Source organism: Acidimicrobiia bacterium, assembly GCA_035471805.1.
Lineage (GTDB): Bacteria > Actinomycetota > Acidimicrobiia > Spongiisociales > JAHEDJ01 > JAHEDJ01.
This window is the reverse complement of sequence record DATIPS010000014.1, coordinates 23,670-50,339: the sequence shown is the minus strand read 5'-3', so window position 1 is coordinate 50,339 and position 26,670 is coordinate 23,670. Positions and strand designations below refer to the sequence as shown.

Annotated in this window: 25 protein-coding genes; 4 read left to right on the top strand and 21 right to left on the bottom strand. The window is 61.7% G+C overall.

Annotation, left to right across the window (positions count from 1 at the left end; genetic code table 11):
- Positions 1-19 precede the first annotated feature (19 nt).
- The 6 genes from VLT15_03180 to recO all read right to left on the bottom strand — a co-directional run bounded on the left by VLT15_03180 (position 20) and on the right by recO (position 6,620).
- A complete protein-coding gene (locus tag VLT15_03180; protein HSR44221.1) occupies positions 20-961 on the bottom strand; it encodes a carbohydrate ABC transporter permease in 942 nt (313 codons plus the stop codon).
- Positions 958-2,112, bottom strand: a complete 1,155-nt coding sequence (locus tag VLT15_03175) for a sugar ABC transporter permease (GenBank protein ID HSR44220.1) — start codon at positions 2,110-2,112, stop codon at positions 958-960. The genes VLT15_03180 and VLT15_03175 overlap by 4 nt, the downstream gene beginning before the upstream one ends.
- 101 nt (positions 2,113-2,213) lie before the next feature.
- The gene (locus VLT15_03170; GenBank protein HSR44219.1) at positions 2,214-3,554 is read right to left on the bottom strand and encodes an ABC transporter substrate-binding protein; all 1,341 of its coding nucleotides are present in this window, start codon (positions 3,552-3,554) and stop codon (positions 2,214-2,216) included.
- A gap of 123 nt (positions 3,555-3,677) precedes the next feature.
- Positions 3,678-4,985: a glycine--tRNA ligase gene (locus VLT15_03165; protein ID HSR44218.1), complete on the bottom strand. Its 1,308-nt coding sequence runs from the start codon at positions 4,983-4,985 to the stop codon at positions 3,678-3,680.
- Positions 4,986-5,173: 188 nt separating this feature from the next.
- Positions 5,174-5,911, bottom strand: a complete 738-nt coding sequence (uppS, locus tag VLT15_03160; protein HSR44217.1) for a polyprenyl diphosphate synthase — start codon at positions 5,909-5,911, stop codon at positions 5,174-5,176.
- Entirely contained in the window at positions 5,904-6,620 is a 717-nt protein-coding gene (gene recO, locus VLT15_03155) for a DNA repair protein RecO (protein ID HSR44216.1), read from the bottom strand. Before recO ends, uppS begins: the two co-directional genes overlap by 8 nt.
- Here recO and VLT15_03150 point away from each other — a divergent pair.
- Genes VLT15_03150 through VLT15_03140 form a run of 3 tightly spaced genes read left to right on the top strand, consistent with a single transcriptional unit; the run spans position 6,606 to position 10,501 of the window.
- Positions 6,606-6,953: a hypothetical protein gene (locus tag VLT15_03150; protein ID HSR44215.1), complete on the top strand. Its 348-nt coding sequence runs from the start codon at positions 6,606-6,608 to the stop codon at positions 6,951-6,953. The genes recO and VLT15_03150 overlap by 15 nt on opposite strands.
- Before the next feature lie 7 nt (positions 6,954-6,960).
- Positions 6,961-8,367 carry a methyltransferase gene (locus VLT15_03145; protein ID HSR44214.1) on the top strand — a complete coding sequence of 469 codons (1,407 nt, stop codon included), beginning with the start codon at positions 6,961-6,963 and terminating at the stop codon, positions 8,365-8,367.
- Positions 8,360-10,501 carry a sulfatase-like hydrolase/transferase gene (locus VLT15_03140; GenBank protein ID HSR44213.1) on the top strand — a complete coding sequence of 714 codons (2,142 nt, stop codon included), beginning with the start codon at positions 8,360-8,362 and terminating at the stop codon, positions 10,499-10,501. The genes VLT15_03145 and VLT15_03140 overlap by 8 nt, the downstream gene beginning before the upstream one ends.
- Here the strand turns inward: VLT15_03140 and VLT15_03135 are convergent.
- Positions 10,498-10,992, bottom strand: a complete 495-nt coding sequence (locus VLT15_03135; GenBank protein ID HSR44212.1) for a DinB family protein — start codon at positions 10,990-10,992, stop codon at positions 10,498-10,500. The genes VLT15_03140 and VLT15_03135 overlap by 4 nt on opposite strands.
- A 64-nt stretch (positions 10,993-11,056) precedes the next feature.
- Here VLT15_03135 and VLT15_03130 point away from each other — a divergent pair, with 64 nt between their 5' ends.
- Entirely contained in the window at positions 11,057-11,344 is a 288-nt protein-coding gene (locus VLT15_03130) for a 4a-hydroxytetrahydrobiopterin dehydratase (protein ID HSR44211.1), read from the top strand.
- A gap of 4 nt (positions 11,345-11,348) precedes the next feature.
- Here VLT15_03130 and era read toward each other — a convergent pair whose 3' ends face one another.
- The 14 genes from era to VLT15_03060 all read right to left on the bottom strand — a co-directional run bounded on the left by era (position 11,349) and on the right by VLT15_03060 (position 26,614).
- On the bottom strand, positions 11,349-12,248 hold the full coding sequence (gene era / locus VLT15_03125; GenBank protein HSR44210.1) for a GTPase Era: 900 nt from the start codon (positions 12,246-12,248) through the stop codon (positions 11,349-11,351).
- Positions 12,245-13,420 (bottom strand): hemolysin family protein, encoded by a 1,176-nt coding sequence (locus VLT15_03120; protein ID HSR44209.1) that lies wholly within the window; start codon positions 13,418-13,420, stop codon positions 12,245-12,247. The genes era and VLT15_03120 overlap by 4 nt, the downstream gene beginning before the upstream one ends.
- Positions 13,417-13,881 (bottom strand): rRNA maturation RNase YbeY, encoded by a 465-nt coding sequence (gene ybeY / locus VLT15_03115; protein ID HSR44208.1) that lies wholly within the window; start codon positions 13,879-13,881, stop codon positions 13,417-13,419. The genes VLT15_03120 and ybeY overlap by 4 nt, the downstream gene beginning before the upstream one ends.
- Positions 13,878-16,535 (bottom strand): HDIG domain-containing protein, encoded by a 2,658-nt coding sequence (locus VLT15_03110; protein ID HSR44207.1) that lies wholly within the window; start codon positions 16,533-16,535, stop codon positions 13,878-13,880. Before VLT15_03110 ends, ybeY begins: the two co-directional genes overlap by 4 nt.
- Entirely contained in the window at positions 16,532-17,479 is a 948-nt protein-coding gene (locus tag VLT15_03105; GenBank protein HSR44206.1) for a PhoH family protein, read from the bottom strand. The genes VLT15_03110 and VLT15_03105 overlap by 4 nt, the downstream gene beginning before the upstream one ends.
- A 130-nt stretch (positions 17,480-17,609) precedes the next feature.
- A complete protein-coding gene (locus VLT15_03100; protein ID HSR44205.1) occupies positions 17,610-18,812 on the bottom strand; it encodes an AMP-binding protein in 1,203 nt (400 codons plus the stop codon).
- 8 nt (positions 18,813-18,820) lie between these two features.
- Entirely contained in the window at positions 18,821-19,603 is a 783-nt protein-coding gene (locus tag VLT15_03095; GenBank protein ID HSR44204.1) for an ABC transporter ATP-binding protein, read from the bottom strand.
- Positions 19,604-19,683: 80 nt separating this feature from the next.
- Positions 19,684-20,865 carry an ABC transporter substrate-binding protein gene (locus tag VLT15_03090; protein HSR44203.1) on the bottom strand — a complete coding sequence of 394 codons (1,182 nt, stop codon included), beginning with the start codon at positions 20,863-20,865 and terminating at the stop codon, positions 19,684-19,686.
- Between the two features lie 36 nt (positions 20,866-20,901).
- Positions 20,902-21,951, bottom strand: a complete 1,050-nt coding sequence (locus VLT15_03085; protein HSR44202.1) for a branched-chain amino acid ABC transporter permease — start codon at positions 21,949-21,951, stop codon at positions 20,902-20,904.
- Between the two features lie 3 nt (positions 21,952-21,954).
- Positions 21,955-22,824 carry a branched-chain amino acid ABC transporter permease gene (locus VLT15_03080; protein ID HSR44201.1) on the bottom strand — a complete coding sequence of 290 codons (870 nt, stop codon included), beginning with the start codon at positions 22,822-22,824 and terminating at the stop codon, positions 21,955-21,957.
- A complete protein-coding gene (locus VLT15_03075; GenBank protein HSR44200.1) occupies positions 22,821-24,809 on the bottom strand; it encodes an AMP-binding protein in 1,989 nt (662 codons plus the stop codon). Before VLT15_03075 ends, VLT15_03080 begins: the two co-directional genes overlap by 4 nt.
- A complete protein-coding gene (locus tag VLT15_03070) occupies positions 24,806-25,639 on the bottom strand; it encodes an ABC transporter ATP-binding protein (GenBank protein HSR44199.1) in 834 nt (277 codons plus the stop codon). The genes VLT15_03075 and VLT15_03070 overlap by 4 nt, the downstream gene beginning before the upstream one ends.
- 102 nt (positions 25,640-25,741) lie before the next feature.
- Positions 25,742-26,074: a histidine triad nucleotide-binding protein gene (locus tag VLT15_03065; protein HSR44198.1), complete on the bottom strand. Its 333-nt coding sequence runs from the start codon at positions 26,072-26,074 to the stop codon at positions 25,742-25,744.
- Between the two features lie 60 nt (positions 26,075-26,134).
- On the bottom strand, positions 26,135-26,614 hold the full coding sequence (locus VLT15_03060; GenBank protein HSR44197.1) for a transcriptional regulator: 480 nt from the start codon (positions 26,612-26,614) through the stop codon (positions 26,135-26,137).
- Positions 26,615-26,670 lie beyond the last annotated feature (56 nt).

The window sequence follows — 26,670 nt, the reverse complement described above, 5'->3', positions numbered from 1 at the left end:
AGGCTAGCGTCGCGTCGAATCAGCCTTTCACCGATCCAGCGGTGAGGCCACGCACGAAGTAGCGCTGCAGCCCGAAGAACACCGTCAACGGCAGCACCATGGTGATGAACGCCCCGGCAGTCAGCAGATGCCAGGCCTCTCCGCGCGTTCCGTTCAACTCTGCCAAAGCCTGGGTCAACACCCTCACATCGGGTGTACCACCAAGGAAGACGAGCGCCACCAGGAAGTCGTTCCAGACCCAGAGAAACTGGAAGATCGCAAACGACGCCAGCGCCGGAACGGACAGGGGAACGACCAGACGCCAGAAGATCGTGAAGTGACTCGCGCCGTCGATATGCGCCGACTCGATCGTGGAGGAAGGCAATCCGCCTATGTAGTTGCGCAACAAATACACGGCCAACGGCAACCCGAATCCGGTGTGTGCCAGCCACACCGCCATGTAGGTTCCGTTCAGGTTCAGATCAGGGAAGAACTGAAAGTCGCCGATGAACCCGCCGGAGCTGTACAGGCGAAGGATCGGAATGAGCGCCATCTGCAGCGGCACCACCAATAGCCCGACAACGGCTACGAACATCCACTGCCGCCCTTTGAAGTCCATCCACGAGAATGCATACGCGGCAAAGGCCGCGATCACGATCGGAATGACAGTCGCCGGAATCGTGACCGCCAGACTGTTCAGGAAGGCGTTTCCGAATCCCTCGGAGGACAGGACATTCTGATAGTTCTCGAATGTCCACTGTGCAGTTTCGAACAGCTTCCCGAATACAGTCCACCAGCCACTGGTCGAGACGAGGTTCGGAACCCGGAACGAGCTTATGAGCAGGCCCAACGTCGGGATGATCCACAGAATCACGATGATCAGTAGGCCCAGCTTCACCGGCCATCTATCGAAGATCCGCGCAATCAAGCTCTGCCGATGTTTCTCGGTGCTACTGCTTCGATCCAGCGTCGGGGCAGTCATCGGATCGCCTCCTCTGCACGGAATCTTCGGACATTCAAGAGCATGATCGGAATGATTGCGATGAACAGCACGACCGCGATCGCCGCCCCCCTGCCGTCGTGGTCGTTGCGGAAGAACCAGCGCACCATGCGTTCGGCGATTACCTCCGTTCCGGTCTCACCCCCGGTCATGACCCAGACGATGTCGAAGATCTTGAGCACGCTGATGACCATCGTCGTGGACACGACCACCACCGAGGACATGATGGAGGGAACGATGATCTTCCAGAAGATCTGCAGTTCGGTCGCTCCGTCGATCCGAGCCGCCTCCAGGAGATCATCGGGAACCGCCTTGATTGCCGCAGAGAGAATCACCATTGCGAACCCGGTCTGAAGCCAGATCATGATGACCATCAGGAAGAGGTTGTTCCATGGTTCCCACGACAACCATGCTTTGGGGTCGCCTCCAAGCTGAATCAGGATTCCGTTGAGGAGACCGATCTGCTCGCCGAAACCTTCCGGACGGAAGCTGTAGATGAACCTCCAAACGATGGACGCACCCACAAACGAGATGGCCATCGGTAGGAAGATCAGAGACTTGGCAAACGCCTCCCCGCGCCGCAGTCGGTCGGCCAGCGTCGCAAAGGCCAGGCCGATTCCAACGGAGAACAAAGGAACAACGATTATCCAAATGACGGTGTTGCGAATCGAGCGGAGCATCGCCTCGTCGGTGAAGACGAACCCGTAGTTCTCGAGTCCCACCCAGGCATCTTGAGCCTTGTCTTTGAAACTGATGATGAAAGTGTTGATGAGCGGGTAGACGAGAAAGACGCTCAAGATCACCAGAGCGGGACCAACGAACACGAAGGGCCGGACGTGCTCCCGCAACTTCGCCGGCAGTTGATTGATGGCGAAGTCCATGCCCCAGAACAACGCGAAGACTCCACCGACTCCGACAACGATGGCAACTAGGACCTGCAGGGAGCGACTGGCGTCAGAGTCACGCAGCCAGGTGAAAGTCACCCACATGACGGCGAAAGAAATCACGGGAACGGCAAGGGAAGCGACGATGCGGTAGAGGAAGATGAGAATCCCTGAGGAGCGGCCCAATCGGTCCGCATCTGCCGGTTTTCCCCCCGTCATCAAATCCAGGTCTCCGCCTTGACCTTCCATCTGATATTCGCATTCTCCCGATGAACGACCCACAAGACACTACACGACGAAGGGCGGCCAAGCGGCCGCCCTTCGGGTGTTTGTCGTTATGCGATACCGGCTTACGGCCAGGCGTTGTCGATGTCGGTCAACACCCCATCAAGGGTATCGGGACCACCACGCATGTACTCGTTCATGCCGGTCCAGAACTGTCCGGATCCGACCTCGGAGGGCATCAGGTCCGACGCATCGAACCGGAACCCCTCGGTGGCCAGTGCCGCAACGATTGCCTCAGCCGCGGTGGCGAGGATGTCGTCGCGATAGCAGTCCGCGCCAACACTGGTGTTCGGCGAGATTCGGCCTGCCGCACTCCCTCCCTGCGCGCACTGGACCTCAGTCGACGTGAAATCGACCAGGAACTCGCGCACCTCGGGACGGTCGACGAAGATCGCCGCCAACTCACCTGCGCCCAGGGCTCCCTTTACACCGGGATCGATGTCTGGGAACGCGAAGACGCCGTAGTCGACGCCGGCTTCCAGACCGGAAGCACCTTCTTCGTCACCCGGAGCGTTGAAGAACTGGGTGATGAACGAAGCTTGCCGATGCATGAAGCAGCTGGGTGGATTGTTGAACATGGGATCGGGAGCATCGCGGAAGTCGATATCCGGTATCGAAGCTGCCCCACCGAGCGCATAGCCCTCGGTGAACGCGATCTGGCCCAACAGTTCCGCGGCACGCTTGACCTCGGGACTGTTGAAGGGCAGCTCGTGCGTCACCCATTTGTCGTAGGCATCAGATCCGGCCGTCCGGAGCATGATGTCTTCCATCCAGTCCGTCGCAGTCCAACCGGTCGCGGCATCGCTGCCGGTGCCGATGCACCATGGCGTACCGCCGTCGGCAACGATCTGGTCGCTCAACGCGATCAGTTCATCCCAGGTGGTCGGCACTTCGTAGCCTGCGTCCGTGAACTCAGGCAGCGGATACCAGATCAGACTCTTCAGGTTCGTGTTGGTCGGCAAACCGTAGTGCTTGCCGTTCACCTCTCCGAGGGAGAGCAGATACTTGCCGAATGTCGATTCCAACTCCGCCATGTCGAAGCCGAGATCCTCGAGCGCGACGAGGTTGCCGGCTTCAGCCTGCTGCACAAGTGCACCCGGCTGCGGATAGAGGGCGATGTCCGGCGGGTTTCCGCCGTCGACACGAATCTTGATCTGCTCTTCGAAGCTATCGGACCCTTCGTAGATCGCGTCGTAGCCTTTCACGGCATTGATCTCAGAGTCGATGATCTTCTGGACTTCCGCAGCTTCGACGCCGGAAAAGGCACCGAATACGTTGACTACCGGCTTGTCTTCGGCGACGGTGGTCGCCGTATCCCCGTCCCCGCCGTCTGCCTCATCCCCGCCACACGCGGCCAGGACAAGCAGCATGGCAATGGACAGAGCCAGCCATCTTGCTTTTCTCATGGAGATTTGTTCCTCCTTCTTGTGAGAGTCGTCCGACTCCCACCACATACCCTACTCAAGGCGGGAATACGACTGTGAATCGACGAAACCGCCGAAGCGGACCAGTCGGCCGGCTCGCTGTGCCTACGACGGGAGTTTCGCCTTCAGATACTCCTCGAGGGCGTCGATCGCCACACGATCCTGCTCCATCGAGTCCCGATCGCGCACGGTCACGGCCGAATCTTCGAGCGAATCGAAGTCGTACGTTATGCAGTAGGGGGTCCCTATCTCATCTTGACGCCGGTAGCGGCGGCCGATTGCCTGGGTGACATCGACCTCAAGGTTGTAGGAAGGCCGCAGCAGGGCTGCCACCTTCTCCGACCCTTCAATCAGTTCGGGCTTCTTCGACAGCGGCAGGACCGCCAGCTGGTATGGAGCCAGACGGTGGTCCAGTCGCAGCACGACACGCTTCTCGCCACGCACCTCTTCCTCGTGGTAGGCGTCGATCAGGAAGGCAAAAGTCGTCCTGGTTGCTCCTGCGGCCGGCTCGATCACATAGGGGAAGAAACGCTCGTCGGCTTCCTGGTCGTAATAGCGCAGGTCCTGCCCGCTGTGCTCGGCGTGTTGGCGCAGATCGAAGTCAGTACGGTTGGCAATCCCTTCGAGTTCGTCCCAACCCCAGGGGAAGCGGTATTCGACATCGACGGTGCCTGCCGAGTAATGGGACAACTCGTCATCGTCGTGCTTGCGAATGCGCAGGTTGTTCTCGTTCATTCCGAGATTCCGATACCAGGCAGATCGCTCTTCGATCCAGTACTCGAACCACCGCCCTGCTTCTTCCGGACGGCAGAAGTACTCCATCTCCATCTGTTCGAACTCACGGGTCCGAAAGACGAACTGTCCCGGAGTTATCTCATTGCGGAACGACTTGCCGACCTGCGCAACACCGAAAGGAAGCTTCAAGCGTTGGGTCTGCCGAACGTTTTCGTAGTTGATGAAGATCCCCTGCGCCGTTTCCGGCCGTAGGTAGACCCTGTTCTCGTCGCTCTCCACCGGACCCATGTTGGTTCTGAACATGAGATTGAAGTCACGCGCTTCGGTGAACTGCCCACGCTGGCCACAACTCGGACACAGGTCGGGGTCGACGAGTTTGTCGACCCGATGCCGCGTGTGGCAGTTCTTGCACTCCACCATCGGATCGGTGAAGACCGCCTCATGGCCGGACGCCTGCCACACCTGGCGAGCCTGCAGAACGGCAGAGTCGATACCGACCACGTCGCCGCGAAGCTGCACCATCGACCGCCACCACTGCTCCTTGACGTTGCGCAGCAGTTGCACGCCGAGCGGGCCGTAGTCGTAGGCCGACCGCAGACCGCCGTAGATCTCAGAAGACGGAAAGACAAACCCGCGTCGCTTCGAGAGGTTGGTGATCGTATCGAGGGTGATGGTCATGAAGAGAGGGCTTCCTGTTGTCTAGCCCGGGAATGATAGGCCGCGATGACTGATCCAGGTTCTGCGTACTACGAACTGCGAACTGAGTTCTGAGTTCTGCGTTCTGAGTTCTGAGTCTGCGAGGCCTGTCACGTGACCGGCCGACCAGAACGTAGGACCCAAAACCCAAAACCTGGAACTTGGAAGGGCTAGGCCCTTCCGAATCTGCGTTGCCGCGCCTGATACTCGACGATGCAGTCGACCAGATCCTGTCGCCGGAAGTCGGGCCACAGGATTTCCGGAAAAACGTACTCGGCGTATGCGGATTGCCACAGCAGGAAGTTGCTGATCCTCTGTTCCCCGGACGTCCTGATGATCAGATCGGCGTCGGGCATATCCGGCACCGCCAGGTGCGACGCAAAGACCTCCGCGTTGACCGCGTCCGGATCGAGCTCTCCGGCGACACTCCTCCTGGCGATCGCTGCCGCAGCTCGCGCCAGCTCAGAACGACCGCCGTAGTTGAAGGCGAAGACCAGATTCAGCCGGTCGTTGGACGCAGTGAGTTCCATGGCGTCCCGCATGTTGTCCTTGTTGCTCTGCGGTATGCGAGGATCGTCGAGGTCACCTGCGAACAGCATCCGTACCCCTCGTTGGTGGAGGTCATCCCGGCGGCGACCGAGCAGATCCTCGTTGAATAGCATGAGAAACCGGACTTCTTCGGCGGAGCGCGACCAGTTCTCGGTCGAGAACGTGAAGACGGTCAACCACTCCAGTCCGATATCCAGGGCGCCGAGGGCGGTTTCGTAGAGAGCCGCCTCCCCGGCAGCGTGTCCAGCCGTGCGTTCGAGTCCGCGCTGGTTGGCCCACCGGCCGTTGCCGTCCATGATCACACCGACGTGGCGGGGTATGCGCGCGTAATCCAACCGCGACGTGTCTAGTTCAGCCACCGGGCACCTCCGCGACAGTGAACTTCCGCTCGAGGTGATACTCGAGGAAACGGCGGGCGAGCCCCTGACCGTCGGCCGCCATGCCTCCGCTCGCCGGCAGGGATGCCAGTTCGCTGCCGGCCAGACTCGCCAGGTAGTCGATCAGACCGGGACGCAGCTTCACGGCGTCGGCCGTCGCGCAGCGGCTGCACACCACTCCCCCGGCTGGAAAACTGAAACGCTCAACATCGATATCGCCACCGCAACTGGCACAACCACCCAGCGAGGGCGCTATACCTACGAGAGCCGCGAGCTTCAGATAGAACCCGGTCAAGAGTCCGGGATCGGCCGGACCCGAGTCCAACACTCGCAAGCCCCGGTGCAGCAGCAAGAAGAGACGATGCGCAGACTCGTTCTCCTGTGCAACCGCGTCGACGGCATTCAACATTGCGCCCGCAATTCCAACCCGCTCCAGATCGGTCCTCACATGCGGGAAGGCCTCGATCACCGAGACTTGCGTGACCGTGTCGAGATTGCGACCTTCGTACAACACGAGATCGACATGAGTCAGCGGCTCCAACCTGCCCCCAAACCGGCTCTTGGTCTTGCGAACGCCCTTGGCGACCGTGCGCAACTTCCCATGATTCGGAGACAGAATGATGACCACGCGGTCGGACTCCCCGAACGGGTAGCTGCGCAAGACAATGCCCTGATCATGCCGGATAGCCATCGGATTGCAGGGTACAGGGTGCCGGGAGCTTCGAGAGCCGGAACGGATCACCGACTGAAGGCTCATGTTCTGATCGTGACGCTCCCGGTCAACGGTAAACTCCACAGCACGTCTACGAAACGCCAGGAGCGTATGGAATTCAAAGCGATTACCGCCTATCTGGACCCAGGAACCGGCAGCCTGATCCTGCAGGCCGTCCTCGGCGGATTCGCGGGGCTGGCGGTGCTCCTGAGGGCAGGAAGGCGCCGCATATTCCAGGGCCGGCGGCCGGGGGAAGAAGCCGCCGGCGAACCGGCGGCTCAAGGTGACTCCACCCCCGCCCACGACGAATAGCACGCCCATGGCGGAGAACACTTCCGGTGGCCGTCGCGATTCGGGGTCGTTCCGTGATCCGTCGGGCCACGTAATCATCGACGGAGGCCGGGTGATCAGGACGCTCGACGAACCGGCTATGTCAACATGGGAGGCGCTGTCTTCCACGCGCTTCTTCGCAGACCTGACGGCAGCGGAGAAGGTGATCGCCAGCCGGAAGATCCCACTGGAAGAGACGGACCTCGCGGGGTCCGCATGGGCAGGTGCTCTCGAGCACCAGGCCATACCGTTCATCTCCTATCCCTATGAATGGCCGTTCTCGATGCTCAAGGACGCCGCCCTGCTGACGCTCGACATCCTGGCCGCGGGACTCCCGGAAGACTTCATACTCAAGGATGCGACCCCCTACAACGTCCAGTGGCGAGGCACCCAGCCGACGTTCATCGACATCGGATCCTTCGAACCGCTCAAGCAGGGAGAGGCGTGGACCGGTTATCGACAGTTCTGCCGGATGTTCCTGTTTCCGTTGATGATGCAGGCCTACAAGGACCTACCGTTCGCACCCTGGTTGCGGGGCCGGCTCGACGGCATCGCCGCGACGGAGTTCAGGGGAATGCTCGGCAGCCGGGACCTCCTCCGCCGGGGAGTCATGCTCCACACTGTCCTTCAGGCCAGAGCCGAACGCCGGTATCAGAACTCCGAACAGAACGTCCGGGAGGTAATGCGGGAAGCGGGTTTCCGCAAGGAGTTGATCGAGAACAACATCGGCGGCCTTCGCAAGACGGTCGCCGGCCTGTCACCGGCGCGCCGAACGTCGGCCTGGATGGACTACCCGGACCAGGCGCACGTGCAGGCCAGCCGCGACCAGAAAGCCGACTTCCTCGTCCGCACCCTCGGGAACCCGTCCCTTGTCTGGGACCTCGGGGCGAACGACGGGCACTTCTCGAGGCTGGCCGCCGGTCGGGGGGCATACGTCGTCGCGGCCGACGCCGACGAAGCCGTCGTCGATGCGCTCTACCGGAAACTGGTGAGCGAAGAGTCCCGAAAGATTCTCCCGCTGGTACTGGACGTCACCGATCCATCACCTGCCACCGGGTGGCGCCAAAGCGAACGAACGCCCTTCGAGCATCGAGGGAAGCCGGAGCTCGTGATTCTGTACGCAATCATCCACCACATGGTGATCGGGGGGAACATCCCGGTCCGGGAAGTGGTCGAGTGGCTCGCCGAGCTGGGCAGCCGGATCATCATCGAGTTCGTGCCGCTCGAGGATCCCCTGACCGCAAGGCTGGTCGCGAACAAACGGGCCGACGACGTGCACCGCGACTACACGGAAGAGGCGTTTCGGAGACAAGTATCCCGGTTCTTCGAGATCGAACTGGAGGAGCCGGTGGCCGATAGCCAACGACGCCTCTTCTCACTACGCCCACGTGACTGACAGGACGCTCGCCCCGCCCATCGTCTCGGGCTCGTCGCCACGGACCCGGGTACTGTCCGTCTTCGTACTGTCGTCGTTTGCGTTTTCACAGCCGATCCTCGATCTCCTCGGTCGCAATGCGGTCTTCTTTCTCGCCAGGGCGGCGCCTCCCATCGACGCCGTGCTCCTGGCACTCGTCACAGGCGTGATCGGCCCTGCGCTGCTCGGCCTCGCCGTTGAGCTGCCGGCCCGTTGGAACGAGCGACTGGCTCGAACCGCGCACCTCGCGACACTCGGCGTCTTGTTCGGGTCTCTGGTCGTGACCATCGCCGCGCGAACACCGGCGCGCGACCTCGACGGCAAGCTGATCCTCGCAGCCGGTGCCGCCGCCGGCGCCTCGTTCGCGCTTGCCTACAGACGGTTCGAGAACGTTCGACTGCTTGTCAAATATGCGACACCCGCACCCATCGTCTTCGTCCTGGTGTTCCTGTTCGCATCGCCGACATCCACCGCCGTCATCCAGTCACAGTCGCTGAGCAGGCCGGGTGCCGTCGACCCGGCGAATCCTGCCCCGGTGGTTCTGGTGATCTTCGACGAGTTCCCGACGGTTTCCCTCATGGACGGCTCGGGAAACCTGGAGGAGGACGTATACCCGAACTTCGCGCGGCTGGCCGGCGACGGCACCTGGTTCCGCAATGCGGTGACGGTTCGTCAGCAAACTGAAGACTCCGTTCCGGCCATTCTCACCGGGAGCGCCGGTTCAACGGGGAGATTGCCGTTTGCCAGCAGCTATCCCAACAACCTGTTCACGGTGCTCAGCGACGGCTACGACCTGCACGTCCTCGAGGCCGTCACCGGTTTATGTCCGGATTACGCATGCCAGAACAGACTTCGGCAGACCGAGCCGTTCGCGAACCGGTGGAAGACCATGGTGAGTGATGTCACGGTGATTCTCGGACATCTGCTGATCCCACGAGACCTGACGGGAAGACTGCCCTCCATCGACGAGTCGTGGGGCGATTTCCGCAACACGGCGGCAGCCTCGCCGGACACCTCGGACGAACACGGTTTCGACATCATCGAACAGTTCCGAGACCTCGACAGCGAGGATCGTCGCAAACCGGTGTCGGCTTTCATCGAATCGATAACCCCGGCGGGAGGACAACCGCCGCTGTACTTCGGACACTTTCTCCTCCCCCACATCCCGTGGCGCTACCTGCCGACGGGGCAGGAGTATCCGGCGGGCAGTCCTATTCCGGGGAGCGCCACCACGGGCTGGACGGGCGACGCCTTCCTGGTGGCACAGGCCTACCAGCGCCACCTTCTTCAGGTGCAGTTGGTCGACGGGCTCCTCGGCAACATCCTCGATCGTCTCGACGCCGCCGACCTGTACGACCCTTCGCTGATCATCGTCCTGGCCGACCATGGAATCACGATCCGCCCCGAAGTCGAACACCGCCGCGTCGTGACCGGCGAGACCCTGGCCGACGTCGCGGCCGTTCCGCTCTTCATCAAACGACCGTATGAATCCGGCGGAACGGTCGACGACTACCGCGCCGAGACGACCGACGTACTGCCCACGATCGCCGACATACTGGGCTTTACCATCCCGTGGCAGACCACCGGCTTCTCCCTCTTCGCCGACGAACGCCCGGAGCGCACCGCCACGGAGGTCGTGGGCACCAAGGGCCCGGTTATGTTCGATGCAGCCGGCCTCGAGATTCTCGAGCTTGCCGGAGAGAAGGCCGCCTGGTTTCACGACAAGGGGCCGGCCGGTTTCGCCCCGGCCGGATACGAGCACCTGCTCGGGATGTCGTCGGCCGAGGTCACCGATACAGCCACGGCGGACTCGATCGAGATGGATCACCCGGAGCGATACGTAGACGTCGATCCCGCTTCCGCGATTCTGCCGGCACGCGTCACCGGCACCTTTCGCTCATCCGACTCGAGCGGCACGGACGTCTACCTGGCAGTTGTGATGAACAACCACGTGGTCGCGGTCACCCGAACATTCAGCGGAGAGGACGGAAGCAGAAGCTTCTCGGCGATGCTGCCGCACACAGAGTTCCGCGAGGGTTACAACCAGGTTGAGTTCTTCCTCGTCGAGGATGCGGCGAAGCGGGTACTCAGCCGCCTATTGGACTCGGACTCCTAGGCCCCGTCGGGACCCCAACCGGTCGAACCGTCTATCAGCTCACGAAGGATGTCCGCGTGGCCGGCGTGCCGGGCAGTCTCCTCGAGCATATGGACGAGGACCCGGCGGGCAGAGATGTAGGAATCTCCGGTGGGGAACACGTCTTCGAGCGAACCCAATCCATTCACAACTGCCCGGCTCTCGGCGCACTCACGCCGATACAGCTCGACGACGGAGTCGACCGATTCTCCATCCTCGATACGCCAGTCCGCATCCGGATCGGTGTCGGACCACGGAAACGCGACCACACGCCGACCAACGACCGATTGGAACCACCACCGTTCGACGTAGGCCATGTGCTTGACAATGCCGAGCAGCGACGTCCCCGAAGGGACCATCGGGCGGACGGCCGACTCCCTGTCGACTCCGAGCACCTTGTGAACGATGATGTCACGGTAGGTATCCAGGTAACGAGAGAGCGTCTCCTTCTCCGGGGCGTTCAGGTCGGGCATGCGTGGAGGATAGGGCGTCCGGCGTCTTCGACTCACAAAACGCCGGACGTGCGAGACTTGGTTGATGGGAATCCTTCAAGAACCTGAGCGATCCGAGTTTCTCGCCGGCCATCCCGCCTGGACCATCGACGGTGAGAACCTCTCGCGCACATTCGAGTTCTCTGATTTCGTCCAATCGATCGGGTTTGTGAGCAGGGTCGCGCGGTCGGCGGAGGAAGCCTTCCACCATCCGGACATAGACATCCGCTGGAACCGGGTAACGATCAGGTTGTCGACCCACGACGAAGGTGGTTTGACCGCCAAGGACACGAACCTTGCAAAGGCGATCGAGGAACTGGCCGGCGACGTCTGACGGCCTATCCGGGGAACCCGAGCCGGTCCAGCAACTCCGGCTGCTGCTGCCAGTCCTTCTCGACTCTCACGCGGAGATCGAGAAAGACTTTCGTACCGAAGATTGTCTCCAGTTCGGCGCGAGCCTCAGAGCCCGCCGTGCGCAGCATCTCACCGCCCTTGCCGATGATGATCCCCTTCTGGGATGAGCGCTCGACGATCGCAACCGCGTCGACGTAGAGAGTGCCCGACTCGCGCTCCTCCATCTCGCGGACGACCACGGTCAGGCTGTGAGGCAGCTCCTCCCGCAAACGATCGAGGAACTTCTCACGGACGATTTCTCCGACGAGCTGGTGTTCGGGCTGATCCGACACCGCGTCCGACGGGAAGAAAAGCGGGCCCTCGGGCAGGCGGGCGATCAGCTCATCCATGACCGGTTCGAGGGCTTCCTTCTCGAGAGCACTGGCAGGCACGTACGCGTCGAAGTCCCAGGCGGCAGCTTCAATCAGTCGCTCAGCCACGGCCGGCTTGGGCGCGATGTCTATCTTGTTGACCACGACCACCACCGGAGTACCGGCCGCGCCGAGACGTTCGGCGATCAGCCGGTCTCCCGGCCCCACCGGCTGCATGGCATCCAGCAGGAAGAGGTTGACGTCCGATTCGGCGAGCGTTCCGTACACCAGGGCGTTCAGTCGCTCTCCGAGCGCCGTTTTCGGCTTGTGTAACCCGGGAGTGTCTACGAGCACGACCTGCGATTCGGGCTCACCCGCGGCATTCCGGCGGGTGACGACCCCGCGGATCCGATTACGGGTCGTCTGGGGCCGTTTGGACGTGATCGCAACTTTGCTCCCGACCAGTGCGTTGACCAGAGTCGATTTGCCGACGTTCGGTCTTCCGACAACGGCGACGAACCCCGAGCGGGTCATGACGACGGAGGAGTGACGTTGACTTGCGCGACCCGCCTGCCCTGAACTCGTGTCGCCGTGAGAAGGACGCCCTCCACCTCAAACGTCTCAGATTCACGGGGCACACGTCCGGCAAGGCCGAGCACCAGGCCTCCAACCGTGTCCCATTCCTCATCTGGGAGGTGCACACCGACCAACTCACTCAGAGCCTCTACCGCCAGGCGGGCATCCACCAGGAGGCTTCCGTCGGCGGCGACTTCGACCATCGACTCCTCGGTATCGTGCTCGTCGACGATCTCCCCGACCAGTTCCTCGATCAGATCTTCGATAGTCACGATTCCCGCCGTACCACCGAACTCATCGACGACGACGGCGATGTGCACCTTGCCCGACTGCATGTCGCGTAGGAGATCCGAGACCCTTTTGGTCTCGGGAACGAAATATGCGGGTCTCATCAGTTGGGAGACCAGACTGGGCATGGATCCTTCATCGAGGAATCGCAGCAGATCTTTGGCATAGACGATTCCCCGGATGTCGTCGAACCCCTCGCCCGTCACCGGGAGACGGGAGTATCCGTGCTCGACGACAACATCGACCGCCAGATCGCTCACGTCGTTCTCGCGAATCGTGACCATGTCGGTTCTGGGCACCATCACTTCGCGAACGATGGTGTCGGAGAAATCGAGAACGCTGCTGATCAGTTCGATCTCCTCGCGATCCTGAGCATCCTGCTCGATCACCTCCTCCGTGTCTTCTTCTTCCTCGAGGAGGAAATCAGAAGCCCGTCCGCCTACGGCCACGGCCCATTTCAGGAGCGGAGCGAGCCGGTAGGCGAGAACTCGCGGATTGTGCCGTCCGAACGAGCGAGGCAGCACGTCGCCAACGAGGATCACGGCTATGCCGAGTCCGGTCAGCACCAGTGCAAACGACCACCCGGCGACGCTGTCGGACATCGCCCACGCAGCCGGAAGGACCGCAGCGACCAGAGTGGCCGAGTGGACCATGCCGATGGCCGGCTGAATCCGACTGCGGTCGTCGAGCAGCTCGGCAACCGTCGAGGCACGGAGATCACCTTCGGCCGCGTCGTGAAGAGCATCGGCCCTTGGAGTCGAAACCAGGGAAGCTCCCGCGGCCCGCAAAGCGGCCGCTACCAGCAGCAGGAGAAACGAAACGGCCAACGCGAAGGTGATCATGGCCGGGTTCGACCCACCATCTGCAGCAGCTGCGCCTCGCGCGCCTCCATCGCATCGGCGGCGGCCTCTTCCGTGTGGTCGTAGCCGAGCAGATGCAGGATGCCGTGCGTGACCATCAACGCCAGTTCATCCTCATATGCCACCCGCCGTTCGGCAGCCTGTCTCTTGATGTATGCCGGAGCGACGACCACATCACCGAGATTCAGCGGCGGACCGTTGACGGGGGGTGCGGGAACGTGACCGGGTACGAGCTGCTCGATCGGAAAAGCGAGGACGTCGGTGGGGCCTTCCCGTGACATGAAGCGTTCGTTGTAGTCGGCCATCTGCTCCTCGGCGACCGCCAGCACCGTGACCTCGGTATCCGGCGCGAGACCCTCGGCCTCCATGACGACCTCGGCGAGATGTCGGAGATCATCGGCAGGCAGCGGTTCGTCCTGTTCGTCCGCGAAGAACACATTCATGGCAGATCCTCACCGGCGAGAGCATCCACGCTTCCATCCTCAGTCTCCACAGGCCTCTGGGCGGTACCCGGGAAGTTCGGATACGGGATCCGCTGGTGATAATGCCCGATCAGAGCGTCGACGAAAGCCTCCTTGACGTTCGCCAGATCGCCCATGGTGAGCTCGCTCTCATCCAGCTGTCCGTCTGCGACCTTCTCCCCGACGATGCGATCACAGACTTCCCGAATACTCTCCGGCGACGGATCCTCATCCTGGAAGATAGCCCGGCATGCCCCTTCGAGCGCGTCGGCCATCATCAGAATCGCCATTTCCCTGGCGCGCGGCTTGTGACCTGCATGCCGGTACGTTTCGACGTCCACGTTCTCCGCACCGTACTGGTCCAGCGCCTTCTGATAGAAGAACTGCATTATGCCGTCACCGTGGTGCGAGACGATACCCTCGGCTACCTCGCTGGGAATCCGGTATTGCTTGGCCAGTTGAACACCCTGGAGAACATGATTGCGAATCAGTTCGGCCGACTCCTCGGGTGGAAGAAGGTCGTGAGGGTTCGAAATCCCGAACTGGTTCTCGATGAAGTGAGTGGGACTCTCCGTCTTCCCGAGGTCGTGGTAGTAGGCGGCTGCCAGAGCCAGCAGCCTGTTGGCACCGATCGACCGGGCCGCCTTGTCTACGAGCGTTCCGACCATCAGCGAATGATTGAAAGAGCCCCAGGCCTTCTCCTGCAGCAGCTGAAGAGCCGGGTGGTTGCGGTCGATCACGTCCAGCAAACGCAGCGTTGTCGTGATGTCGAACATCACTTCAAAGAACGACAGCGCCGCCAGAGCCACGAGACTGGTGCCGATCGTCGTCACGAACGCGACGGTCGTCGCCTGGGCCACGATGGAAGCGGGGTTGTCCGCGCCCGGACTGTGGAAGAACCATGACACGATGGCGGCCACGACCGCGACCGCGACCGAAGAATAGAGGATGGCGCGCCGCAGATCCCCGCGTGTGGAGATCGAAGAAACGAAGAGAATCGGCGCCATGGCAGAGATGAGGGCGAACACGGCGAATCCGCTGTCACCCGTGGCGAGTGCGGTCAGCACCGAAGTCACCAGAGCAAGGAGCACGCCGATTCTCGGATCAAAGAGGATCGCCGCCATGAACCCGAGGGCTGCGGCAGGCACCGCATAGCCGGCCAGACCATCGAGGACGTCGAACGCCGACGCCATCGCAACCGCTCCTCGCGCCCCCGCCGCAGCAAGCACGATCAGTATCCCGAAGAGGGCAACCCTCCGCCCGGCTCCCCAGAAAGCGGGCCGGAAACGCGCAAGGTAGATGGACACAACGATGACCGTCAGGGCAACGACGGCCGCCAACTGGTAATACTCGAAGGTCGACGGATCATTCAGACCCGCGGCGCTGATGGCATTGAAATCTGCGGCCGTGAGGACTTCGTTCTTGTCCACGATGACCTCACCGGGTATATACGTGACCATCACCGGCCCGACGGCGTCGGCCGCCTCAACCCGGGCCGTCTCCGTGGCGGCCAGGTCGAACTGCACGTTGGCAGTCAGATACTCGCTGACCACGGCGGCCGCCGCCTCGCCCGCCTGGTCGTTGATTTCTCCGTCCAGCCGGACAAGAGGCGGAGCATCGCGCAGTTGCCTCTTCGCGGTCGTGACCTGTTCGGCATCCAAACCTGAAGCAAGCAGCTCATTGGCCCGATCAACAGCCGCCGCTTCCACTGCATCGAGGTGGGAAGAACGACCGGCCTGGACACGCATGACGTCGTCCGTGGCGAGCCTGATCAGAGTCTCGATCGTCTCCGTGTCGAGCAGGGTCAGTTCGCCGAGAACGGCGCGTTGTGTGTCCAGCGTCGTGAGCTGCGGCGCAAAGCCAACGGAATCGAGTGCGACCGGCGTTCCCTCCTGGGCCGTCACCTCCGAAGGCCACGGTTCGGTGGACAACAGGAAGTGATCGGGAACGTCGGTTGGGTCGAAGCGCGGATAGATCGTTCCGACCAGAACCCCGCTGAGTTCGAAGGCGCCCAACGAGTCGGTATTGACCTGGAAAACCTCACCCGTGCTGTCGGTGATGCTGACGGTCACAGACGCGAGCGGCAGATCGCCCTCTTCCGGGTCGTACACGCCGTTGGCGTCGACGCCGAGGTTGTCGGCATCGATGAACAGCACTCCCGAAACGGTGGTTGTGGCCGGCTCGGGTGGCAGAGTGGTGGTGGTCGAGTCATCGGACGGCACCGTTGTGTCTGTCGGCACGGTGGTAGTAGTCGTCGTAGTGGTGGTGATCTCGGGTACCGGCAGCGTGGTCGTCGTTGTCAGCTCCTCCTCGGGAAGGAAAACTCCTTCCCGGACGGTGTCGAACACCTGTTGAATATCCGCCAGAACCAGTTGGTTGGTCTCGGGGCTGACACTGGTCACCGCCTCCACCGATGCGGAAGCTGCGGCACGAGCAGCGCCGGTCAGTTCCGGATCCTCCACCGAGATCTCCTCACCCTCCGGGTCGACCTGGAAGGTCTTCGGCGACACACCGTTGATGATCAGATTGAATTCGCTGGTTTCTTGACCAAGGGCCAACAGACCGAACGCGATCAATACGGTGACCACGAGCAATGCGGCGCGGCCCAGTCCAACCCGGTGCCCCAGGAACTTCATACGTCGCTGCCGTTCTCGTCGTAGCGGCCGTACGCCTCGACAATGTCGGCGACTATCTTCGCTCGAACGACATCGCGGGCCGTTAGGTCCACGAAGGAAATTCCCGGAATACCGCGCAAAATCCCGCGCACCAGTTTGAGGCCCGACCCTCTCCCGGAAGGAAGATCGATCTGGGTGACATCGCCTGTGATCACCATCTTCGAATTGAACCCCAAACGGGTCAGAAACATCTTCATTTGCTCGGGCGACGTGTTCTGCGCTTCGTCGAGGATCACATAAGCGTCGTTGAGGGTCCGACCGCGCATGTAGGCGAGTGGGGCGATCTCAATGGTTCCGTGTTCCATGAGCCTGGCAGTCTCATCGGCGCCGAGCATGTCGTAGAGAGCATCGTAGAGGGGTCTCAGATACGGATCGATCTTTGCCGACAGATCACCGGGCAAGAACCCAAGACGCTCGCCGGCTTCCACGGCGGGCCGGGTAAGAAGGATGCGTCGGGACGCTCCCGATCGCAGCGCTTCGACTGCGGTGGCCATCGCCAGATAGGTCTTACCGGTACCGGCCGGTCCGATGCCAAAAACGACGGTCGAATCGTGGATGGCATCGATGTATTTGCGCTGCCCGAGGGTCTTGGGGCGAATAACCCTCCCGCCGCCGACCGGGATGCCGGACGAGAAGACACCCGAGGGACTGGGAACCTCATCGCGGACCATTTGCACAACTCGATCGACCTGCTCCCCGTCCAGCCGCTGATCCTCCTGCACGACCAGCAACAGCTCGGAAAGGACCGTATGGGCGTTGGCGGCTTGCTGCTCGGGACCGCTCACGTGGAACTCGTTTCCGCGCGCGACGATCTTGACCTCCGGAAAGGCCGATTCGACGCGTCGCAGAAACTGATCCTGCTCTCCCAGGAGATCCAGCATCAGATGGTTGCTGGGAACGCGCAAACGTAACTCGGAAGTGGATGCGCTAGATAGCAATGATTCCTCTACAGGAGGTATGCATACGGGGAACCCGCAGTATAGGGAATCCGGAGCCCATCTCGAAAGGGAAAAGGTGAAATGTCGCGGCGAGCCCCTATTCCCAGATGCGCCGGTCTTCGATCACCGGTGTTCCCTCATCGATCTGCTCCACCAGTTCGACAACGACATTGAACCGTAACGCAGACCGGATGTGCTCCGAGACCCGGGCAGCGAGATCACTTCCCGCCGCGGAGCCGGCGGCCACGACCTCGCAGCTGAGAGAGTCACGATGGTCGACCCGGTCGACGATGAACCGGAAAGAGCCGACGCCGGGCACCCCTTCGAGAGCCCGAGCAGCCTGGCGAGGGTGCAAGAACATTCCCCTCACTTTGACAGCATCCCCGACCCGTCCGAGCCATCCTTTGAGACGCGGCGTCGGAGTACCGCACGAGCAGTCGGCGATGATGAATGCCGAAAGATCGCCGGTTCCGAATCTGACGAGGGGGTACTCCGGGTGAAGCAAGGTGACGACCACCTCACCTTCACTCCCGTCCCAGAGTGCCTCGCCGGTCGAGAGGTCGGTCACCTGGACCAGTGCATCATCCGGCACGTGAAAACCGTCCACCGCGCTGCACTCGAACCCGAGATTCCCTGCCTCGGCCGTGCCGTAGCCCTGCCGGACGACACCGAGGCGGGCTTCGAGCCGGGCGCGCAGCGAAGCGGGCAGAGGCTCCGCGGTCACGAAAGCCTTCTCCAAGCCGAGGCGGCGTCCCATCTCGTCGGCCTTGTCGAGCAACGCGTTCAGGTAGCTCGGCAGGCCGATGAATGCAGTCACTCCGAGATCGGCGGCTGCCTGCACTTGCAGGTCCATGTTGCCGATACCCCCAGCCAGGACTGTGCAGCCGACCGCCCTGGCCCCCTCCTCGAACATCGCTCCTGCCGGGGACAGGTGATATCCGAAACACACCATCACTATGTCGGCCGAATCGAAACCGGCTGCGCGCAATCCGGATGCCCATCGCCAGTGATCGCTGATGGTGATTTCCGGTTCGTAGAGCGGTCCGGGCGACTGGAAAACACGGCGAGGTTGGACTCCTGCCGCAAGCAGACCCCCGAACGGCGGTTCGGCGGCCTGAAGGTCCAGCAATCGATCCTTACTGAGAACGGGCAAACGATCCAGCGCGGCGACTGAAACGAGTTCTTCCTGGGGCAAGCCCGCTGCCTCGAGACGAGCCGCGAAGCCCGGCACCGCCGCCGCGGCGACTACGAGGTCCGCAACCCGTTGATCAAAGCTCCGACCGTACTCGGTTGGTTTCATCCGATCACCTACAACCAGCGCTTCCTGCGTTTGTAGTGCTTCACGTCCCGGTACGACTTGCGCTCGCCGCTCTCGCCGATACCCAGGTAGAACTCTTGAACATCGGGATTCTCGGCCAGATCTTTGGCCGGACCTTCGAGAACGATGCGACCGCTTTCCATGATGTAGCCCTGATCAGAGATCTCCAGCGCCCGGCGAGCATTCTGCTCAACCAACAGGACCGTCGTTCCCAGTTCCTGATTGAGTCTTTGCACTATCCCGAAGATCTCTGCCACGAGCAGGGGCGCCAAACCCAGTGACGGCTCGTCGAGCATCAGCAATTTCGGTCGCTGCATCAGCGCCCGTCCCATGGCAAGCATCTGCTGCTCGCCGCCGGACAGATAGCCGGCAGTCTGGTTCGTTCGCTCTGCCAGCCGCGGGAAGTAGGAGTAGACGAGTTCCATGTCGTCATCCACCGCCCCGTCACCCCATCTGGTGTAGGCGCCGGCTATCAGATTCTCGTTCACGGTGAGATGCTCGAACACACGACGGCCTTCCATGACGAGTGAGATCCCGAGCCGTACGACTCTTGCCGGGTCCAGGTTCTTTATGTCGGTCTGATCGAAGGTGATCTCACCGTCGGAGATCTCACCGTCCTCGGAAGGAAGCAGCCCACTGATGGCCTTCAAAGTCGTGGTCTTGCCGGCGCCGTTCGATCCGAGAAGCGCCACAATCTGGCCCTGGCGGACGCTGAGCGAGAACCCGCGCAAGACGAGGATCACCTCGTTGTAGATGACCTCGACGTTGTTCAAGTCGAGGACGACGTCGGAGGTTGGGGCGGTCGTCGCCGCCCCAACCTCCGCGGACTCTTGCTTGTCTGCCAAACGATCTCCTACGGCTTCAACTCGTCGGCTACCTTCGTCCAGATGCCGTCTTCGACCTGGAAGACGCTTGCACCGGGCATGCCCTTGTGGCTGTCTTCGGAGAACCCGATATCGACCGTGACTCCTCCTGTGTCGAATCCACTGATCGACTCGAGGGCAGCCTTTATGTTGGGACCGGTCACATCGTCCCCGCTATCGACGACTTCCTTGATTGCTTCCGCCATCGCAGCCATCGACCACCAGCCCTGCGTGAAGTGCAGGCCCTTCGCATCGAGGCTGCTCCCGTTGTCAACGAGCCACTCGTCCGCGATATCGAAGCCCGAACCTCCCGAGGACGGCGAGCCGAACGGGAGAACGCCGTGAACGCCCTCGGCGGCGGCGCCTGCCAGGTTCACGAACCCCTCATCCGCACACCAGTTCAAACAGATCATGGTCACGTCGAGGCCTTGCTCGGCGATGTTCTTGGCGAGAGTTGCAGCAGGGCTCGAGACGTTCTGCACGATTACATGGGTGACACCCTGGCTCTGTGCCTGACTCAGCTCGGCGATGTAATCGGTCACACCACCAGGCATCGGATAGGCGGCATATCCCATGTCGTAGCCCTCGTCTGAGATATAGCTCTCACCGTCGGCGACCGGAGAAGTCCCGAATGGGCTGTCGTGATGGAACACTGAGATTTCGGCGTGCCCGTCGAAATTGTCGTCGATCCACTTGAGCGCAACCCGCATCTGGTCGGAGTAGCTGGTACCGACCACGAAGTTGTAGGGGGTTTCCGCCGGGTTGGTGAGCGCCTCGGAATACGAAGCCGACATGAATGGGATCTCATCGTCTGTCACACGGGTGCGGAGAGCTTCGGTGTCCCCCGTACCCCACCCCATGAACGCAACAGCCCCCTCAGAAACGAATTGCGAATAGAGGGTCTCGGCCTGAGCCACATCGTACTGGTAGTCCTGGTGCTTGACTTCGATCGGGCGGCCGTCGATGCCCCCCTCGCCGTTGAGCCAGTCGATGTAGGCAAGCACCCCTTCCGAATAGGGCGTGCCGACGTCGGCGGTCGGACCCGACAGATCGAAGATCGCCCCGATCACGATCGGATCACCGGTTGCCTCACCGCCGCCGTCCCCACCGCACGCGGATGCGATCAGCATCAGCGCCAGCAACAGAGCAAGGATTGTCTTGCGTCTGGTCATTTCCGTTCCTCCTCTTGTCGTTTGCCTCTTTCGCGCCTAATACCTGAAGGGCCACAGCCGGACGTAGTCGCGCATTCGCTCCCAGATTCGAGCAAGACCGCGCGGCTCGAAGATCAGGAAGAGAATGATCACAAGACCGAACACCCCCCTCTGGATTGCCGGAACCTGACTGGCGAGGGAGGGCACCACGTCTCGCATAGCCTGTCCGAGCTGGGAGATTCCGGCCCTGAGCCCGATCATGAACGCAGCCCCATAGATGGAACCCGAAACGCTGCCCAAACCGCCGACGATGACCATCGCCAGGTAGAGAATCGAGACGTCGAGAGTGAACCTCTCCCACGTCACGATGCCCCGGTAGTGAGCCAACAGAGCACCTGCCAGGCCGACGAACCCGGAGGAAATCGCGAAAGCCGCCAGCTTGTACTTCGTCACAGAGACACCAATGACCTCGGCGGCGATGTCCTGGTCGCGGATCGCCACGAACGCCCTCCCCAGCCCGATTCGAAAGAGATTCGTGGCGGCCAGCGCAGCAATGATGGCGAACACCAAGATGATCCAGTACCAGACGAAGTCGCCCTTGACGACGTAGCCCCCGATACGAGGCTTGGGAACGACGAGGGAGTCGACCCCGCCGGTCAGAACGTCCCAGGTGCGGATCAGATACGAGATGATTTGCTGCGCGGCCAGCGTTGCGATTGCGAGGTAGAGACCCTTCAGCCTGGCGGCAGGCAGTCCCGTCACGGCGCCGACCGCAGCCGCCACCACCACCGCCGCCAGAATTCCGAGAGGCGTCGGCAGTCCGACCCTTTCCACGAGAATCGCAGTTGTGTAGGCACCAACGGCGAGGAAGGCACCCTGGGCGAGGCTGATCAGCCCGGTGAATCCCGTCAGGATGTTGATACCGATGGCGCCGATGGCGGCGATACCTATTGCGTTCACCGTTGCCAGCCAGAAAGGCGACAGCACGAACGGAGCAGCCACGAGAGCGATTGCGAGCAATGCCAGGCGCGCGTACTCCGCCTTCGTATGACGAAGGCGCATCTCCCGGCGGTAGGTGGTGTGGTAGATACCGGTGGAAGTGGCCATAGTTCAGACCCTCTCGATCCGCTCTTCGCCGAACAGGCCGTAGGGTTTGACGAGCAGCACCAGCACGAGGATCACGTACGGCACGACCGTCCTGAGGGCCGGATCGAAATACCCGGCGGTGTACTGACTCAACAAACCGACGATGAGACCTCCCACGAGAGCGCCGAGAATGGAGTCGAGTCCACCGACGATCACCACCGGGAACACGATGAGGCCGAAAACGGCGATTTCGCTGGATCTCCCGATCAGGCTTGCAATCAGCAGGCCCCCGATGACGGCACTGACCGCCGCCAGAGCCCAGGACATCGCAAAGACCCGACGAACGCTGATCCCCATGACCATGGCGGCCTGTTGATCGTCTGCGACCGCCCGCATCGCCACTCCGTAATGGGACTTCCTGAAGAACACCGTGAAGATCGTGAGAGCCACCGCCGCGATCCCGATGGCCCACAGTCGATTGACGGGCAGAGCCCCACCGCTGGGGAGAGCGATCGACGAGGCCGGCAGGATATCCAAAGACTCCTGGGTGGTTCCCCAGATACCCTGAACCAGGGCGCCGAGCACCGCGGCCAAGCCGACGGTGACCATGATGACCGAAATCGCACTCTCTCCGACCATCGGACGAAGCACGAGACGTTCGATCAGCATTCCCATCGCCACGGCGACGAGGAGCGCAAGGAGTATCGCGATGCTCCAGTGCAGGCCTGCGACCGTGAAGGCCCAGATGACATATCCGCCGATCAGGAGGAACTCGCCCTGCGCAAAGTTGATCACGCCCGTCGCTTTGTAGATCAGAACGAACCCGAGCGCAGCCACCGCCAGGATTGCTCCGTTGGCAAGACCGGTCAGAGTCAGCTGGATGAAGTTACTCATCGGCGGCTCCACGCATATCGGCGCCGTTTTCCGCTTGGAACGAACTCATCCATGGAGAGGATCTTCAAGCGCACCTCCCGGTCGACGGTTGAACCGTCCTGGTAGGTGATCGTCGATGTGATCGTCACCTCATCCTGACCGTCCGTGTAGAGCGCTTCGATCAACCGTCCGTATCGCTCGCGAATGGTCCGCCTTCTCACCTTTCGAGTCCGGGTGATCTCCTCGTCATCCGGGTCGAACTGTTTGTGGAGCAACAGGAATCTGCGTATCCGCGCCGACTCGGGCAGATCCAGATTCGCCTGATGGACGTCTTCGGCGACCAGCGCATAGACCTCGTCCATCTGCGCCAGATCCGTATAGGTCGTATAGCCGAGGTGTTCCTGTTCGGCCCAGGAGCCGACGGTCTGGCCGTCGATCGTCAGGATTGCGGCCACGTACGGCTCCTCGCCACCGAATGTGACGGCTTCTTCGACAAACTGACTGAACTTGAGTTTGTTCTCTATGAATGCCGGCGAGAAAGCGGTGCCGTCCGGGAGATGCATCACATCCTTCGCACGGTCGATCACGACCAGATGACCGCTGTTCTCGATCAAGCCTGCATCTCCGGTGTGCAGCCAGCCGTCGCCGTCCAGAGCTTCCGCGGTCGCCGTCTGATTTCGGTAATAACCGGTGAAGACCGCAGGTGATCTCAGCAGTATCTCTCCGTCGTCGCCGAGTTTCATTTCGGTGCCCGGGATCGGTGTCCCAACGGTGTGGAAGGCGATGTCGCTGTCTCGATGCACAACCGCTATTCCGCATATTTCGGTCTGGCCGTAGATCTGTTTCAGGTTGACGCCGATCGAATGGAAGAATCGAAACACATCGGGGCCGAGCGGGGCACCACCGGTATACGCCCGCTGAATCCGCGTGAGACCGAGTTGATCGCGCACAGGTCGCAGGGCGACCCACTCGGCGAACCGCAGCCGCAAACGCAACTGCGGCGGGAGTGGCCGCCCCTGAACGATCATCTCCGACGCCTTCTCACCGACCTCGAAGCCCCATGCGAATGCCCGGCGCTTCAGCCAGCCGGCTTCCGAAATCCGCACCTGCACGGAAGAGAGCATGCTCTCCCAGATGCGCGGCGGACTGAACATGACGTCGGGTCCTATCTCGCGCATGTCGGCCTGAACCGTCGCCGCCTCCTCGGGAAAGCTGATCGGGAAGCCGGCTTGGAGACCGCAGGCAATCGCCATCATCTGCTCGCCGATCCAGGCGAGAGGCAGGAAGCTGACAAACCGATCCGTGCGTTGAATCGGGTCCACCTCCATGAGACTCCGGCCCATCGAAAGGAGATTGTGATGCGTGAGCATCGACAGCTTCGGTTGGCCGGTGGTCCCCGAAGTCGTCGAGAGAATCGCCACGTCGCCGCTGCGACCTTCATCGATCCTCCGATCGAGCCAGCCGGGCCGACTTCCGGCGAACTCCCTGCCGGCTTCCTCAACGTCGGTGAACTCCATGAGTTTCTCGTGCTCGTAGAGTTCGAGGCCGCGTGGATCGTAGAAGATGACCCTCTCCAGAGTCTCTAGTTCGTCTTCCAGTTCAATGAGCTTGTCCACCTGTTCCTGGTCCTCGGCAACGACAAAGCGCACACGGGCGTGGTTGAGGATGTGCACCACCTCCTCGCCGATCGAGGTCGGGTAGATCCCCACCGTGGCGCCACCGAGCGCCTGGGCGGCAAGCTCCGAGATCAGCCACTCGGGTCGGTTGTCTCCAAGCACACCGATGATCTCTCGCTCACCGGCACCGAGGGATGCAAGGCCGTGGGCAAACGCGCAAACCCGCTCGTAGTACTCGGACCAGGCGATCGACTGCCAGATCCCGTAGCGCTTCTCCTGGAGCGCAATCTCATCTCGGGTCTCCCCGACGGCCAGCTCACGTAGCAGCTTCGGAAATGTGGTGGTGGTGCCGGCCTCTGCCGGCAGCGGCACGGTCGCGGCAGTCGTCAAACCGTGTGCTCCTCGCCCAAGTACGCTTCGATCACGCGCCGGTCCGCCGACACAACCTCCGGGCTGCCCGAAGTGACCAGCTCCCCGAAGTCGAGAACACTGACCATGTCCGACACGTCCATCACCACTCCCATGTCATGCTCGATCAGCACCACCGTCACTCCGGCCAATTGGTTCACGTCGAGGACGAACCGGGCCATATCCTCTTTCTCCTCAGCATTCATTCCCGCCATGGGCTCATCGAGCAGAAGCAGCGAGGGTTGCATGCAAAGCGCACGGCCCATCTCGACTCGTTTCTGGATCCCGTAGGCAAGCGCGCCGACCGGCTGTTTACGGAAAGCCTGAATCTCCATGAGGTCAATCACCTCTTCGACGACCTCACGATGGGCAATCTCCTGGCGGCGGGCCGACCCGTAGTACCAGAGCGCGGGCAGCAGGCGGTTCTTCATGTGAACATGCCGACCCAGCATTAGATTCTCAAGGACGGTCATATGCCGGAACAACTCGATGTTCTGGAAGGTCCTGGCTACCCCCCATCCGGCGATGGTGCTCGGTCGGACGGAGATCAGGTTCCGAAGCTCGACACCGTCGTGCAACCGGATCTCACCCTCTTGCGGCCTGTACAAGCCACTGATGCAATTGAGAAGGCTCGTCTTGCCGGCACCGTTGGGCCCGATGACCGCGTGTATGGACCCCTGCCGCACATTCAGATCCACGTCGCGCAGCGCCTGGACACCGCCGAACGAGAGAGAGACGCCCTGTGCTTCGAGCTGCAATGAGCCCGGTTCGAGCTTGCTGCCGTTCAGGTTGAATCTATATGCCCGCGACATGGTTGATCTCCGAGCTCTAGAGGAACCCTATCAACAGGGGTGCTACCGCGTCGTCTGAAGCGGAGGAAAGGTTCGAGTGCAGCGTCGGACGGTCGACGGCGGTTATCGGTCGGACCAACCACCCATGAGATGGAAGTGGACGTGAAACACAGTCTGTCCGGCAGCCGGCCCGACGTTGGTGACTATTCGCCATCCATCCTCGAGACCCTCTTCCCGGGCGACCTCTGCAGCCAGGACCATGAGTTCAGCCAGCCAGTCCGCGTCGTCTGCGCCCAGGTCCGCTACCGAGTCGAGGACGTGTTCCTTGGGAACCAGCAGGACGTGCGTCGGAGCGTGAGGTTCGATGTCGCGAAACGCATAGATCCGATCTGTCTCGGCAACCTTTGACGAGGGGATCTCGCCGGCGACGATCTTGCAGAAGACACAATCGCGCATCATCGCTCCATACGAAGCGGAGAGAGAGAAGCGCAGAAGTGACGGCCACTGCGCCGCAAGTTAGGCGGTCCCTTCGACCCCAAGCGTCGTCAGGACGTCCACAACAGACTCTTCCGATTGATGGAGTAGACCGGCCAGGAGCCGCAGGTCGCTCGACCGAATCGTCAGCACGCGACCGTTGAAGTCTTGTCGCATGATTTGAATGGCCCGCATGAACCGTTCCACCACATCGGTGGTTTCGTCGCGCTCGAGCCGGTTCAGGTCGATACTCACCCCGCCGGTCGGGATACCGTGATTGGATGCTTGCGCCGAGAGATCATCACGAGGCAGCAACTGATCCACCGGTACCCCGTAGAACGATGCCAGGCGTTGCATCCTGGGCAGCGACAGACTCCGCTCGCCACGTTCGTACGCTCCGAGTACGGACGCCTTGAACTCAAGCTCCGAGTTGGCCTCCACGTCTTGCAGAGACAGTCCCTTTTGCTTGCGGATCGACCGCAAGCGCCGACCGACAGCTTCGTTGTACGGCGTTTCGCTCATTAACGGACCCTCCTCCCACAAGGAACTCTACCAGACAAGGCACTGCGCGGAAAGGG

Excerpts from the sequence above, each read along its gene's own strand:
- VLT15_03180 (HSR44221.1), bottom strand. The coding sequence starts at position 961 with ATGACTGCCCCGACGCTGGATCGAAGCAGTAGCACCGAGAAACATCGG.
- VLT15_03175 (HSR44220.1), bottom strand. The coding sequence starts at position 2,112 with ATGGAAGGTCAAGGCGGAGACCTGGATTTGATGACGGGGGGAAAACCG.
- VLT15_03170 (HSR44219.1), bottom strand. The coding sequence starts at position 3,554 with ATGAGAAAAGCAAGATGGCTGGCTCTGTCCATTGCCATGCTGCTTGTC.
- VLT15_03165 (HSR44218.1), bottom strand. The coding sequence starts at position 4,985 with ATGACCATCACCCTCGATACGATCACCAACCTCTCGAAGCGACGCGGG.
- VLT15_03150 (HSR44215.1), top strand. The coding sequence starts at position 6,606 with ATGCCGGATAGCCATCGGATTGCAGGGTACAGGGTGCCGGGAGCTTCG.
- recO (HSR44216.1), bottom strand. The coding sequence starts at position 6,620 with ATGGCTATCCGGCATGATCAGGGCATTGTCTTGCGCAGCTACCCGTTC.
- VLT15_03145 (HSR44214.1), top strand. The coding sequence starts at position 6,961 with ATGGCGGAGAACACTTCCGGTGGCCGTCGCGATTCGGGGTCGTTCCGT.
- VLT15_03135 (HSR44212.1), bottom strand. The coding sequence starts at position 10,992 with ATGCCCGACCTGAACGCCCCGGAGAAGGAGACGCTCTCTCGTTACCTG.
- VLT15_03130 (HSR44211.1), top strand. The coding sequence starts at position 11,057 with ATGGGAATCCTTCAAGAACCTGAGCGATCCGAGTTTCTCGCCGGCCAT.
- era (HSR44210.1), bottom strand. The coding sequence starts at position 12,248 with ATGACCCGCTCGGGGTTCGTCGCCGTTGTCGGAAGACCGAACGTCGGC.
- VLT15_03120 (HSR44209.1), bottom strand. The coding sequence starts at position 13,420 with ATGATCACCTTCGCGTTGGCCGTTTCGTTTCTCCTGCTGCTGGTAGCG.
- ybeY (HSR44208.1), bottom strand. The coding sequence starts at position 13,881 with ATGAATGTGTTCTTCGCGGACGAACAGGACGAACCGCTGCCTGCCGAT.
- VLT15_03110 (HSR44207.1), bottom strand. The coding sequence starts at position 16,535 with ATGAAGTTCCTGGGGCACCGGGTTGGACTGGGCCGCGCCGCATTGCTC.
- VLT15_03100 (HSR44205.1), bottom strand. The coding sequence starts at position 18,812 with ATGAAACCAACCGAGTACGGTCGGAGCTTTGATCAACGGGTTGCGGAC.
- VLT15_03090 (HSR44203.1), bottom strand. The coding sequence starts at position 20,865 with ATGACCAGACGCAAGACAATCCTTGCTCTGTTGCTGGCGCTGATGCTG.
- VLT15_03085 (HSR44202.1), bottom strand. The coding sequence starts at position 21,951 with ATGGCCACTTCCACCGGTATCTACCACACCACCTACCGCCGGGAGATG.
- VLT15_03080 (HSR44201.1), bottom strand. The coding sequence starts at position 22,824 with ATGAGTAACTTCATCCAGCTGACTCTGACCGGTCTTGCCAACGGAGCA.
- VLT15_03070 (HSR44199.1), bottom strand. The coding sequence starts at position 25,639 with ATGTCGCGGGCATATAGATTCAACCTGAACGGCAGCAAGCTCGAACCG.
- VLT15_03065 (HSR44198.1), bottom strand. The coding sequence starts at position 26,074 with ATGCGCGATTGTGTCTTCTGCAAGATCGTCGCCGGCGAGATCCCCTCG.
- VLT15_03060 (HSR44197.1), bottom strand. The coding sequence starts at position 26,614 with ATGAGCGAAACGCCGTACAACGAAGCTGTCGGTCGGCGCTTGCGGTCG.